The 13,119-nt window shown below is 35.1% G+C and carries 9 protein-coding genes; 5 read left to right on the forward strand and 4 right to left on the reverse strand.

Annotated elements, in window-relative coordinates; translation table 11 throughout:
* Positions 1 to 80: 80 nt before the first annotated feature.
* From BUA03_RS08085 to BUA03_RS08100, 4 genes are all read left to right on the forward strand, one after another.
* Positions 81 to 1,100, forward strand: coding sequence for a quinone-dependent dihydroorotate dehydrogenase (locus tag BUA03_RS08085; RefSeq protein WP_066081842.1), 1,020 nt, complete (start codon positions 81 to 83; stop codon positions 1,098 to 1,100).
* A gap of 97 nt (positions 1,101 to 1,197) precedes the next feature.
* Positions 1,198 to 2,061 (forward strand): hydroxymethylglutaryl-CoA lyase, encoded by an 864-nt coding sequence (locus BUA03_RS08090; RefSeq protein WP_066081743.1) that lies wholly within the window; start codon positions 1,198 to 1,200, stop codon positions 2,059 to 2,061.
* Positions 2,062 to 2,169: 108 nt separating this feature from the next.
* Positions 2,170 to 2,718 (forward strand): hypothetical protein, encoded by a 549-nt coding sequence (locus BUA03_RS08095; protein WP_066081741.1) that lies wholly within the window; start codon positions 2,170 to 2,172, stop codon positions 2,716 to 2,718.
* Positions 2,715 to 4,109 carry a DUF5723 family protein gene (locus BUA03_RS08100; protein ID WP_066081739.1) on the forward strand — a complete coding sequence of 465 codons (1,395 nt, stop codon included), beginning with the start codon at positions 2,715 to 2,717 and terminating at the stop codon, positions 4,107 to 4,109. The genes BUA03_RS08095 and BUA03_RS08100 overlap by 4 nt, the downstream gene beginning before the upstream one ends.
* Before the next feature lie 3 nt (positions 4,110 to 4,112).
* Here the strand turns inward: BUA03_RS08100 and BUA03_RS08105 are convergent, their stop codons facing one another.
* The gene (locus BUA03_RS08105; RefSeq protein WP_066081737.1) at positions 4,113 to 6,614 is read right to left on the reverse strand and encodes a cation-translocating P-type ATPase; all 2,502 of its coding nucleotides are present in this window, start codon (positions 6,612 to 6,614) and stop codon (positions 4,113 to 4,115) included.
* A gap of 164 nt (positions 6,615 to 6,778) precedes the next feature.
* On the opposite strand from BUA03_RS08105, the gene guaB reads away from it, so the two are divergent.
* A complete protein-coding gene (gene guaB, locus BUA03_RS08110; RefSeq protein ID WP_066081735.1) occupies positions 6,779 to 8,251 on the forward strand; it encodes an IMP dehydrogenase in 1,473 nt (490 codons plus the stop codon).
* Positions 8,252 to 8,942: 691 nt separating this feature from the next.
* On the opposite strand, the gene BUA03_RS08115 is transcribed toward guaB, so the two are convergent.
* From BUA03_RS08115 to BUA03_RS08125, 3 genes are all read right to left on the reverse strand, one after another.
* Complete coding sequence (locus BUA03_RS08115; protein WP_066081733.1) at positions 8,943 to 9,710, reverse strand: carboxypeptidase-like regulatory domain-containing protein; 768 nt, start codon at positions 9,708 to 9,710, stop codon at positions 8,943 to 8,945.
* Positions 9,711 to 9,798: 88 nt separating this feature from the next.
* Positions 9,799 to 11,754, reverse strand: coding sequence for a DEAD/DEAH box helicase (locus tag BUA03_RS08120; RefSeq protein ID WP_066081731.1), 1,956 nt, complete (start codon positions 11,752 to 11,754; stop codon positions 9,799 to 9,801).
* 204 nt (positions 11,755 to 11,958) lie between these two features.
* The gene (locus BUA03_RS08125; RefSeq protein ID WP_066081729.1) at positions 11,959 to 12,537 is read right to left on the reverse strand and encodes a non-canonical purine NTP diphosphatase; all 579 of its coding nucleotides are present in this window, start codon (positions 12,535 to 12,537) and stop codon (positions 11,959 to 11,961) included.
* Between the last annotated feature and the right edge of the window lie 582 nt (positions 12,538 to 13,119).

Here is a 13,119-nt window from a genome sequence, read left to right on the forward strand (position 1 = left end):
TTTTATTGCAAGTAATTGTTCAAATGTATGTAGCAAAACAGCAACTATTTTCTATTTTTGCACCACACAACTACAAACCCATGTATAAATTACTGATTCGCCCCATACTTTTTAGCTTTGATCCTGAAAAAGTGCACTATTTTACTTTTTCATTGATTCGCTTTGTATCTAAAATACCAGGTTTTCAAGCACTTTTTAAATCTTTGTATGAAGTCCAGGATTCTAGATTAGAGACGGAAGTTTTTGGATTAAAATTTAAAAACCCGGTAGGATTAGCAGCGGGTTTTGATAAAGATGCAAAATTGTATAAAGAACTATCGAATTTTGGTTTTGGTTTTATCGAAATAGGAACACTCACGCCAAAAGGACAAGAGGGAAACCCTAAGAAACGCTTGTTCCGTCTAAGAGAAGATAATGCAATCATCAATAGAATGGGGTTTAATAATGGAGGTGTTCATGACGCGGTGGCACTTTTAAAGAAAAATAAAGGCGTTTTAATAGGCGGGAATATTGGAAAAAACAAACTGACGCCAAATGAGGAAGCCACGTCAGATTACGAAATTTGTTTTGAGGCGTTGTATGATTATGTGGATTATTTTGTAGTAAATGTAAGTTCGCCTAATACACCAAATCTGCGTGCTTTGCAGGATAAAGAACCGCTGACACAGTTGTTGCAAACACTACAAAATAAGAATTTGGCAAAGCCAAAACAAAAGCCAATACTGCTGAAAATCGCACCTGATTTAACCGATGACCAGTTATTAGATATTATTGATATCGTAAATGAAACTAAAATAGCAGGCGTTATCGCTACCAACACAACTATTTCCAGAGAAGGTCTACAGTCTGAAAATAAAGTAGAAATGGGCGGATTGTCAGGGAAGCCGTTAGCAAAACGTTCGACTGAAGTGATTCGGTTTTTGTCCGAAAAAAGTAATAAATCTTTTCCAATAATTGGAGTAGGAGGCGTTCATTCTGCGGCTGATGCCTTAGAGAAATTAGATGCTGGAGCAAGTTTAGTACAATTGTATACTGGTTTTATTTATGAAGGACCCGCTTTGGTGAAAGCCATAAATAAAGAAATTTTAAAAAGACTGTAGTTTTTAAAATGTAGAAAAATACAGCTAAATATTAATTTGCTAATATTTAAAAACCTTAATTTTAAATTCCTAATTGTTTTTCTATCTTTGGCTGTCTATGGAAGCAATAAAAATTATAGAATGTCCACGTGATGCCATGCAAGGCATTAAACCATTTATTCCTACGAAAAAAAAAGTGGCTTATATTCAGTCTTTGTTGCGTGTAGGTTTTGACAGTATTGATTTTGGGAGTTTTGTTTCTCCTAAAGCGATTCCGCAAATGCTAGATACAGCCGAAGTTTTGGCACAACTTGATTTGTCTCAAACCCAAAGCAAATTACTAGCCATTATTGCTAATACTCAAGGTGCAACACTAGCCTCTGTTCATCCCGAAATACAATATCTAGGTTTTCCATTTTCGATTTCTGAAAATTTCCAAATGCGGAATACGCACAAAACTATAGCCGAATCATTAATCACTCTTCAGCAGATCCTTGAAATTGCTAATAAAAGTAATAAAGAAGTAGTGGCTTATTTATCGATGGGTTTTGGTAATCCGTATGGAGATCCATGGAACATGGAAATTGTTGGGGAGTGGACCCGGAAATTAGCAGCCATGGGTGTTAAGATACTGTCACTCTCGGATACAGTGGGAAGTTCCACTCCTGAGGTAATCTCGTACTTGTTTTCCAATTTAATTCCGAAGTATCCCGAAATAGAATTTGGAGCTCATTTACACACAACACCAGATAAATGGTTTGAGAAAATTGATGCAGCTTATAAAGCGGGATGCCGTCGTTTTGATGGCGCGATCCAGGGTTTTGGTGGTTGTCCAATGGCGACTGATGATCTCACGGGTAATATGCCGACGGAGAAATTGTTGTCCTATTTTACTGCACAAAAGGAATGTACTAATTTGAGTCCAATGAGTTTTGAAAGTGCTTATAATGAGGCCTCTAAATTATTTGGAGAATATCATTAAAAATAACATCCTGTTATTTACTAACATCAATTACTTCAGAAATAATAAATTTACTATTGGTTCGTTAGTTATACTGTTCTCTAAATTTTACCATTAAATTACATTATTATGAAATTTCGGGCTTTCAATAGATTTTTAGGAATACTACTGTCGTTTTTTTTATTTTCCTGCGCAAGTGATTTGGATTTCAATCAGGTGAATGATGTAAAAATAGAACCGGTAATCGTTACTAATTTAGCCTATTTTGATGTTCTTGCAAATCAATTTGTCACCAATGGAGCGGAACAAAATGTGATTTTTGATGCGCCAACGGTTGATGTATTCAACGGCTCTTTTTTTAGACAGCGATTAAAAAAAGTGGAACTTTTCTTTGAAATGGAAAATACAATAAGTAGAGGGTATTCAGTAGATTTAGTATTTTTAGATAGAAACAATCAACCTGTTCACGCTGTTAATCTGGCTATTCCACCGTACTCAGGTATAGAAAATAAAGTAACTAAAACGGAAGTATTTGAAAATACCCAACTTGATGTGTTAAAAAGAACTACAAGAATTGCTTTTACGATGACTATGCTACCGGGTGCGGCATTAAGCGAAAGTAGTACAGGCAGTTTGAAATTGCGTTCAGGTGTGACCGCTTATCTAGTAGTAGAATGAAAAAAACAGTGTGGGTTTTAGTTCTAATGCTAGCGATAAATTGCTTTTCGCAAAATAAACAAATATTATATAATTTTACCTCGGTTCCGCAGTCCTTGCTGACTAATCCTGGTGCTGATTTCAAATACAATTTTTATTTTGGGATTCCTCTCTTGTCTGGAATTTCTGCAAATGTAGGTTCTAGCGGATTTTCAGCTTATGATTTATTTGCGGCTAATGGTGTCGATTTTAATGTAAAACTGCGGAATGTTGTTTTTTCCACCACAAGAAAAGACAGGCTCGCAATAAACGAACAAATAGAAGTTTTTAACGGTGGCTTTAAAATTTCTGGAGAACAAAGTAATTCCTATATTTCGTTTGGTATGTATCAGGAATTTGATGCAATGAGTTATGTTCCCACAGATTTAGCCATTTTAGCTTTAGACGGAAACAGAGACTATTTGGGTAAAGTTTTTAATTTAGGGGATTTAAATGTAAAAGCTGAAATGCTATCCGTTTTTCATCTTGGATTCCATAAGAATATTAATAAAAACTTTATTCTAGGTGTACGTGGAAAGATTTATTCTAGTATTTATAATGTTAGTTCTACAAATAACTCGGGTTATATTTACACTAATCCATCTTCAGCCGGAGTCTACGAACAAATGATTTATTCTCAACTGCAACTTAATACATCAGGCATCGCAAAATATGATGACGAGAATTATGAACCTAATGTAGTAAAAGATATCACCAAAAGGGCTTTTTTAGGTGGTAATTTAGGGTTGGGATTTGATGCTGGTTTTACCTATTATCCAAAGAAAAATGTACAGCTAACTGCAAGTATGATAGATGTTGGTTTTATTAAGCACAATAAAGAAGTGGAAAGTTTAACTTATAAAGGAACCTATGAATACAAGGGAGTAATTCCAAAATTCAGTTCTGGAGAATCGGTTGAAAATGGATTTCAAGATTTTAAGGACGCTATTCCTTTGGACACTTTATACGCAGCTTATACAACTTGGCGCCCAGCTAAATTCAATTCTTCCGTTCAGTTTTCATTTGATGAAGAAAGACCAGAAGAGTGTAATTGTTTAGATTATAATCCGGAAACTATTTATAAAAGCGCGGTAGGTGCTCAGCTCTTTGTGATGACTACTCCAAGAACGCCATTGGTTGCCTTTACCACTTTTTACAGAAGAAAAATTTTCAAGTCATTGCAAATGAAAGCAACATATACTTTGGATTCGTATTCATACAATAACATAGGTTTGGGATTATCTAGTACTTTTGGCCCTGTAAATTTCTATGTTCTTGCTGACAATCTTTTGGAATACAGAGATATTACCAAAGCAAACAGTCTTTCTTTTCAACTGGGACTAAATGTTATCTTTAAGAATAGAAAAAAATAAACGTTATTCTAAATCGGAGGCTTTCCGTCGTTTAAATCCTTTGTAAATTTCTATCCAAATTACGGATACAATCCCTACTAAAATACTCAATCCCATTTGGAATCCAGAAACCCTTTCAAACTGGAAAAAAGAGGCAAATAATGGGATAAACAACAAGGAAACCGTTACTAAAATGGTGGCGCTGATGATCAATAAGACCAAATTATTTTTGTACTGTAATGTTGTTAGAATGGAGTAATAAAAGGAACGATTGGCAAGTGTTAGAAAAATATTAGACGAAATTAAGGTTAGGAATACCACGGTCCTTGTGGTACTCTCAGAACAATGTGTAGCTACGCAATACTGGTACATAAATAACAGCCCAATTGTGATGACAAGACCTTGAATGATACTGATTGTAATTTCTTTAAGTTTAAAAAATGTACTAGTAAAAGGTCTGGGTTGTAACAGCATTAAGTTGCGTTCCATAGGTTCGTTCTCGTATATTATAGAGCAAGTAGGTCCCATGATTATTTCCAAAAATATGACGTGAACTGGGGAGAAAATATTAGGATAAACCCATCCTAATGCCAAAGGAATAAAGACGATTAAGATGATAGGGATGTGTATTGAAATGATATATTGTATGGCTTTTTTTAGATTGTTGTATATTTTCCTACCCATGGCAACCGCATCAATCATTTTGGAGAAATCATCCTCAATCAGGATTAGATTGGCAGCTTGTTTAGCAATTTCTGTTCCCTTTTTTCCCATAGCAATTCCTATATGGGCTGATTTTAAAGCAGGTCCATCGTTTACGCCATCACCAGTCATGGCTACAATTTGATTGTTGTCTTTTAGTGCTTTTATAATCTTGAGTTTAGCTTCAGGAAACATTCTTGTAAAAATGGCAGTTTCCATAACCTTTTCTCTAAGTGTTGCGTCGTCCATTGCCATTAATTCATCTCCATTTATTGTTTTATCGGCATTTCTAAAACCAATTTGTTTGGCGATTGTTGCTGTTGTTTCCGCATTGTCGCCAGTAACTATTTTTACTTGGATCCCAGCGTTGTATAATGTTTCGAATACTGCTTTTATATTTGCTTTTGGAGGATCGTAAAAAGCAACTAATCCTTTAAATTTAAAAGAAAAATCTTGTTGTTTTTCAGGATAATCAGAGCCTGAAAATGCTGCGACTCCAACACCTAAAACCCGATAACCTTCTAAAGCCATTTTGCTCATTGCGGCTATAATTTTTTGTTTTTCATTTTCAGATAAATTTGAAGTTGCGATTAATGCTTCAGTAGCACCTTTGGCAGCAATAATTCTGTTCCCATTTTGATTCTCGAAAACATGGGTCATCATAGGCGGTTTCCCATCTAGTGGATATTCATGTACGAGTTTAAAATTGGGCCTTTCGTCTGCTGTTTTTAATTTGGAATAGGCATCATGCAAGGCGATTTCCATTGGGTCAAAGGGAATGGGTTCGCTGGCCCACATCGCTATAGTTAATAATTCAGTATTATTGTCCGAGGATTTTTCATTTATAGCATCATTCGATAGCGTATAGCATTGCGCCAGACTCATCTTGTTTTCTGTAATCGTTCCTGTTTTGTCCGTGCAAATTACGTTTGCACTTCCTAGAGTTTCGACGGTTTTTGTTTGTTTAACGATAATCCCCATTTTCATCAAGCGCCAAGAGCCAAGGGCCATAAAGGTGGCGAAAGCAACAGGAATCTCTTCTGGGATAATACTCATTGCTAAAGTAAGCGCTTTCAATAGGCTGTCTAGAACCTCCTTTGAATTGTAGTAATTTATAAACCAGACAAAGCCAAAAATCACTAAACCAACAAGAGACATTTTTTTGACAAAGTTTCCGATCTGAATTTGCAAAGGTGTTTTTTCTTCAACAATAGATTCTAGACTTTTGCCTATTATTCCCAATTGAGTTTTGTTGCCTATAGCGGTTACTTCACAAATCGCCAAACCACCTGTAACAATTGTTCCGAGAAATACGGTATTGTTTTTTGTCGTTTCATTTTTAAAAACAGCCAGCGATTCTCCAGTAAGAATGGATTCATTAACAGAGAAATCATTGGATTGAAGGATGATGCCGTCTGCAGGGATAAAAGTGCCTTCTTCCGCTTGGAGAAGATCACCTATGACAATTTCCTCGCTTGGAATTTCTATTATTTCATTGTTGCGAATGACTTTGCTTTTGGGCTGGGACAATTTTTTTAAAGCTTCAATTGCTGTTCTGCTTTTTGATTCCTGATAAAGTGAAATAGTAGAAACTAATAGTATTGCTACGGTCATGAAAATTCCATTTCCAAAATCCCCTGTAATGAAATATATGCTGGTTGCGGTAAGTAAAAGCAGGAACATGGGTTCTTTTACCATTTCAAATACCGAATTCAGAAAAAGATTTTTTTTCTGTTGAACTATAGCGTTTGATCCAAACTTTGTTCTCGAAAGTACTACGTCTTCATTTGAAAGTCCTTTCAGCGGTTGTTGGGTTTCTGTCATAATAAAATAAATTAATCGGATTTAATAGATTGGAAACCATAGCGTAAATGAGAAACAAAGAATTGACTTCGAAATGCAATTTAATTATTTATTGTGTAAACAAGCTGTTTTTTTGCTTAAAATTGTCTATATTTGCACGCAATTAAACTCCAACTACAATTGCAATGATCGCACACAACTCTAAGATTATCGGTGAAGGATTAACTTACGATGATGTTCTATTAGTACCCAACTACTCAAATGTGCTTCCGCGCGAAGTGAGTATTAAATCAAAATTTTCAAGAAACATAACACTAAATGTTCCAATTGTATCCGCTGCAATGGATACGGTAACCGAAAGTGCAATGGCAATTGCTATGGCACAGGAGGGTGGAATAGGTGTTTTACATAAAAATATGACAATCGAGCAGCAAGCTGCTAAAGTACGAAAAGTAAAGCGTGCTGAGTCTGGAATGATTATAGATCCAGTTACTTTGCCGTTGACTTCTACTGTGGCTGATGCTAAAAATGCGATGAAAGAATATGGAATTGGAGGAATTCCCATTGTAGATGATAATCAAATTTTAAAAGGAATCGTCACGAATAGAGATTTGCGTTTTGAAAAAAACAGTGCCAGACCTATTATTGAGGTAATGACCAGTAAAAATTTGGTTACTGTTGCTGAAGGTACTTCACTAGAACAAGCAGAAGTAGTTTTACAGGGACACAAAATCGAAAAATTACCAGTTGTTAACAAAGACTACAAATTAGTAGGCTTAATAACATTTAGAGATATCACTAAATTAACTCAAAAACCGATTGCAAATAAAGATGTTTATGGTCGTTTGCGTGTCGCAGCAGCCATCGGTGTAACTGGAGATGCGGTGCAAAGAGCTGAGGCATTAGTTAATGCAGGTGTTGATGCAATCATTATTGATACGGCACATGGTCATACCCAAGGTGTGGTTAATGTACTGAAAGAAGTAAAGAGTAAATTTCCTCAAATTGATGTTATTGTAGGTAATATTGCTACACCTGAAGCAGCTAAGTTCTTAGTGGAAAATGGAGCTGATGGTGTAAAAGTAGGAATTGGACCTGGTTCAATTTGTACCACGCGCATTGTTGCGGGTGTTGGTTTTCCTCAGTTTTCTGCTGTTCTTGAAGTGGCTGCGGCTATTAAAGGAAGTGGAGTTCCTGTAATTGCAGATGGTGGAATTAGGTACACAGGTGATATTCCCAAAGCTATTGCTGCTGGGGCTGACTGTGTCATGTTAGGTTCATTATTGGCCGGTACCATGGAATCTCCTGGAGAGACTATTATTTTTGAAGGAAGAAAATTCAAATCGTACCGCGGAATGGGTTCTGTTGAAGCAATGCAGGAAGGTTCAAAAGACCGTTATTTTCAAGATGTTGAAGATGATGTAAAGAAATTAGTTCCAGAAGGAATTGTGGGTCGTGTACCTTATAAAGGGGAATTGAATGAAAGTATGCAGCAATTCATTGGAGGCCTTCGGGCTGGAATGGGTTATTGTGGTTCGAAAGATGTTCCTACCTTACAAGAAACAGGTCGTTTTGTTCGTATAACCGCTAGTGGAATCAATGAGAGTCATCCTCATAATGTCACTATTACAAAAGAAGCTCCAAATTATTCAAGATAAATTTTAAGCTAAAAGCATAAAAAAGGCTGCCTAGAGTATTGAAAACTTTAGGCAGCCTTTTTAATAGTAGTTAATCTCTTTTTGGAGTGTTTTTCTTGTCCCTCTTTTCTTCTTTTTTTTCTTTAGCCGTTTTCAGAGGCTCTTTTTTAGCTGTTTTCTTTGCGTCTTGACTTTTTGCCATGATATAAATTTTTAAAATTAGTTTTTTATGATGTAAGTAAATGTATATAATTTTTTTGATTTGGAACCAAAAATTATTTTAAAAACGCTCCTTCGATAATTAATTATTATACTCCCTTGGCATATAAAGCGTGAGATGAACTTGCCATATTAAAAACTAAGGAGTCTCTCGTGGTACATAAGAAGTTATGTTCTAGATTTCAATTACGTATAAAAAGGTCAAAGAAAAGATAATTATTTTTGAAACTAACCAACGGTGATACAGAACCTGATAAAATTTTGTTACCAAATTTAAAGTTTAGGGCATTGGCACCTGTAAATTCCTTTAATTTTGTCCGATTATTTAAATGGCTAAAACAATACTTTAAAATGCAATCCTATTAATCGATTAAATTTTATAAGTATTTTAATTCTAACTTAAGTCTATTTATTTTAAGTATAAATTTCTAATCGCTATTGCATTCGAGGAATTCTATAATTAGAAATCAAAATAAGTGGATTTTCATTGTATTTATTTCTTCTTCAAAACCTTATATTCTTCATAACAACCACTTATGGCGTCCATGATTTGTAGGTCGTTTGCGGATTGTATAAAAGATTCGGAATAGTTGCAACGCTGAAGAATTTCGGCTATTTGATTTTTTTCAACGCCTAAAAGAACAGAAATCATTTCTCTGTCAAATTTTGATTCTAATAGATTTCGAACCGTATCATCTTTTTTCATTTCTTTTAGTTTCTTGAGCTCTTTTGGGTTTTTACCAAAAAAATTATAGAGTACATCTGCTGGATTAAAGATGGATCCAAGTACTCTGCCAAAGGCATTTGGAGAATAAGCGCCCGCTTCGTATCCTTGAGTTAACCCTGATATGCTGTACCTGTAATTTTCTTTAACGGGTATAATTTTAGTGTCGACTTCCAGATATCCTGTTAAATTAAAGGGACGTATGACCACTTCTTCAAGCGCGATGGCTTTTTCAGTAAGTTGTATTTTTGTACTTTTATTTTTGATCCAGTCATTGGTAACTCGCACGCGGAGCGATTGAAAACCTAGACTAGTAATATGGAGTGTATCGTTTAGCTGTACATCTATTTCAAAATATCCTCTTGAATCAGTAGTTGCACCTCTTACTTTATTAATATTTATGATATTCACATTAGGTAAAGACTGTCTAGTTGTGTTACTGATGATGATGCCATCAACTTTTTGGGAAGGTTCTTTAACTTGTGCAACAGCAATCGCAGACAGGATTGTAAACAAAAAAACTACAAAATATTTCATACACTGATTTAAGACTTTAAAAGTAATAAATCAGGATTAAATATTTTGTAGTTCCAGTATATAATTACAAGAAAATTAACAATGAATGTTAGTCTCTTCTTGGTCTTCTTGGTCTTGGTGCGTCACCAAAGCTTTCAGAGCGTCTAGGTGCTCTATCTGATGAACCTTCAGTTCTAGGTCTGTCAGATGAGAAACCACCTTCTCTTCTTGGAGCCGCACTTCTAGAATCACTTCTTCCGCCAAATCCACCTTCTCTTGGAGCTGAATTTCTATCGCTTCTAAAGCCACCGCCAGAACCTTCTCTTCGTGGAGCAAAACTACCTTCTCTTCTTGGAGCTGAACTTCTTTCGCCACCAGAGCGACCTCCGCTAAAACCACCACCAGAGCTTCTTCCATTATGGTCACGTCTTCCGCCACCATCATTTTTAGAAATTTCAACATTGATTCTACGTCCTTCTAATTGTACGTTGTTCAATACTTCCATTACTTTATCAGTATGTTCCGGATCAGTGTTAAAGAAAGAAAAACCTTCTTTTACATCAACTTTGAAAACGTCATCACGACCTAAATCTAATGTTTCTTTCAAGTAATCTTTCAATGACATCCAATCAAAATTGTCTCTAGAACCTATGTTCACGAAATATCTTGTTGCACCGCCATTGTTATTTTCTCTTGGAGCACCATCTCTGTCATCACGGTCCCTTCTTTCAGATCCAGAAGCTTGATTAGAAAGGTCCCTTGTTTTCTTGTAGTAATTGATAAAACGATTAAATTCAACCGATACCATTTTCTTAATTAATTCTTCTTTTGAAAGATCTTCAAGAACGCTGTTTATTGCAGGTAAATAGTTGTCAATTTCGTGATCAACCTCTACATCTTTAATTTTATTAGCTAAGTGTAATAATTGGATTTCGCAGATTTCAATTCCAGATGGAATAGTTTTTTCTTCGAATTTTTGTTTGATGATTCTTTCGATAGAAGAAATCTTACGCAACTCACTTTTAGTAACAATCACGATAGAAGTTCCTAATTTTCCCGCACGACCTGTACGACCTGAACGGTGATTGTAGGTTTCAATTTCGTCAGGAAGTTGGTAATTTACTACGTGAGTAATATTATCAACGTCAATTCCACGAGCAGCAACATCTGTAGCAACAAGCATTTGGATTTGGCGACCTCTAAAAGATTTCATTACACCATCACGTTGCGCTTGAGATAAATCTCCGTGCAATGCAGCAGCGCTGTATCCATCTTCTACTAATTTTTCAGCAACAGCTTGTGTATCTCTTTTGGTACGACAAAATACTACTGAGAAGATGTCTGGATTAGCATCAGCCAATCGCTTCAAAGCTTCGTAACGGTCACGTGCATTTACAAGGTAAAATTCGTGAGAAACTGTGGCAGAACCTGAGTTTTTAGCTCCAACCGTAATTTCGATTGGATCTTTCATGAATTGTTTTCCAATACGTGCTACTTCAGCAGGCATTGTTGCAGAGAATAACCATGTGTTTTTTTCGTCTGGCGTAGTAGAAAGGATGTTTACGATATCTTCGTAGAAACCCATGTTTAACATTTCGTCAGCTTCGTCAAGAATACAGTAGTTGATTTGAGAAATGTTTACCAATCCTCTATTAATCATGTCTTGCATTCTTCCTGGAGTTGCTACAATAATTTGTGCCCCTCTCTTTATGTCTCTCGCTTGTTCTGTAATGCTAGCTCCACCGTAAACTGCTACCACATTAATACCTTTTTCGTATTTAGAGTAGTTTTTAATTTCGTTGGTAATCTGCAAACAAAGTTCACGTGTTGGAGATAAAATTAATGCTTGTGTGTTTCTGTTGTCGGCATCAATTTTCTGAATAACTGGAAATCCAAATGCTGCCGTTTTCCCTGTCCCTGTCTGAGCCAACGCAACCATATCTGTGTCTTTTTCCAATAATAGGGGAATCGCTTTCTCCTGTACTTCGGTCGGATTTTCAAATCCTAGATCTAAAATCGCCTTCAGTAACGATTCACTCAATCCTAATTGTTCAAATTTATTCATATGTATTTTTAAAATAGGGTGCAAAATTACTGTTTATAATCCATATAAACTAATGCTATTTTAAGAATTAATGATTTATTACAATTTGATTATCAGATTGTTATATTTTTAATTATAAATTATACTATGGCGACGCAGCTATTTTAGTGTGATATTGCCCTTTAGAATTTAATAATTTGCTCTAAATAATGAATTTACTCTACTTTATTCCAATGTTTTCAAAAAATCAATTAGTTTTTTTGTTGCCTTTCCTCTATGACTGATTTTGTTTTTTATCTCCAATGACAATTGGGCGAATGTTTCTTCATAACCGTCTGGCTGAAAAATAGGATCGTATCCAAAACCCTGATCTCCAATTTTTTTTGAAGTAATCAATCCTTTTGCTATTCCAGTAAAAAGATGCTGCTTGCCATTTAAATTTAATGCCATAACAGTTTTAAACTGTGCAGCTCTATTATTTTTGCTAGCAAGCGCATCCAATAATTTGTTCATATTATCATCTGCGTTGCGCTGTTCCCCAGCATAGCGAGCTGAGTAAACGCCAGGATCACCATTCAAAGAGTCTACTTCTAGTCCAGTATCATCCGCAAAGCAATTGTAACCAAATTTTTCAGTAACATAATTGGCTTTTTGAATTGCATTCCCTTCAATAGTGCCGGCTGTTTCTGGAATGTCTTCAAAACATCCAATACTTTCAAGACTCAATACACGTATTGTATCAGGAAGCATGCTTTGTAATTCTAGGATTTTGTTTTTATTATTGGAAGCGAAAACGAGTTGCATTTTTTTAGGTTTAATTTCCAAATATACGCTTTATCGGCAGGACAGCTCTCTTTTGAAGTGTTTTATTGCTTATTTTATATAGGGACCTGTATTTGTAATAAATGCATTTAAGCTGTTATATTAAATTAGTTTTAAAAATGTGATATTCAATTAATTATATAAATTGTTCTATCTTTTAATGTCGTTTTGATTGATCATTTGAATAATTTGGCACTACATGGTGATACTATTTAAAAAGCTAATTTTACTAAACGGTAAAGTTTGTTTTGGTAAATCGAAATTAACAATCGGAGGCCCTTTAAAAAGGCCTCCTTTTTTTTTGTGCTGGTATTCCTAAATAAGGAGTAGTGCTATCCTTTTTTGAAAGGTAATTTTCTCTACCACTTTTCTTCAACTGTAATTATTTAGTAATCTTGCCTATTTAATGTCTAATAATCAATACGTTAATAATTAGTTAAAGTGAAGTATGTTGGTTTTGTATGTCCTAATTAGTTGTATATTTGATTATGGTTTTGGTTTATTGTTGAATATATCCATCTGCAAGGAGAAGAGTATTTAGTAGTTAGTTGTATCGAAAGATAG

Source organism: Flavobacterium fryxellicola (assembly GCF_900143245.1).
GTDB classification, from domain to species: Bacteria; Bacteroidota; Bacteroidia; order Flavobacteriales; family Flavobacteriaceae; genus Flavobacterium; species Flavobacterium fryxellicola.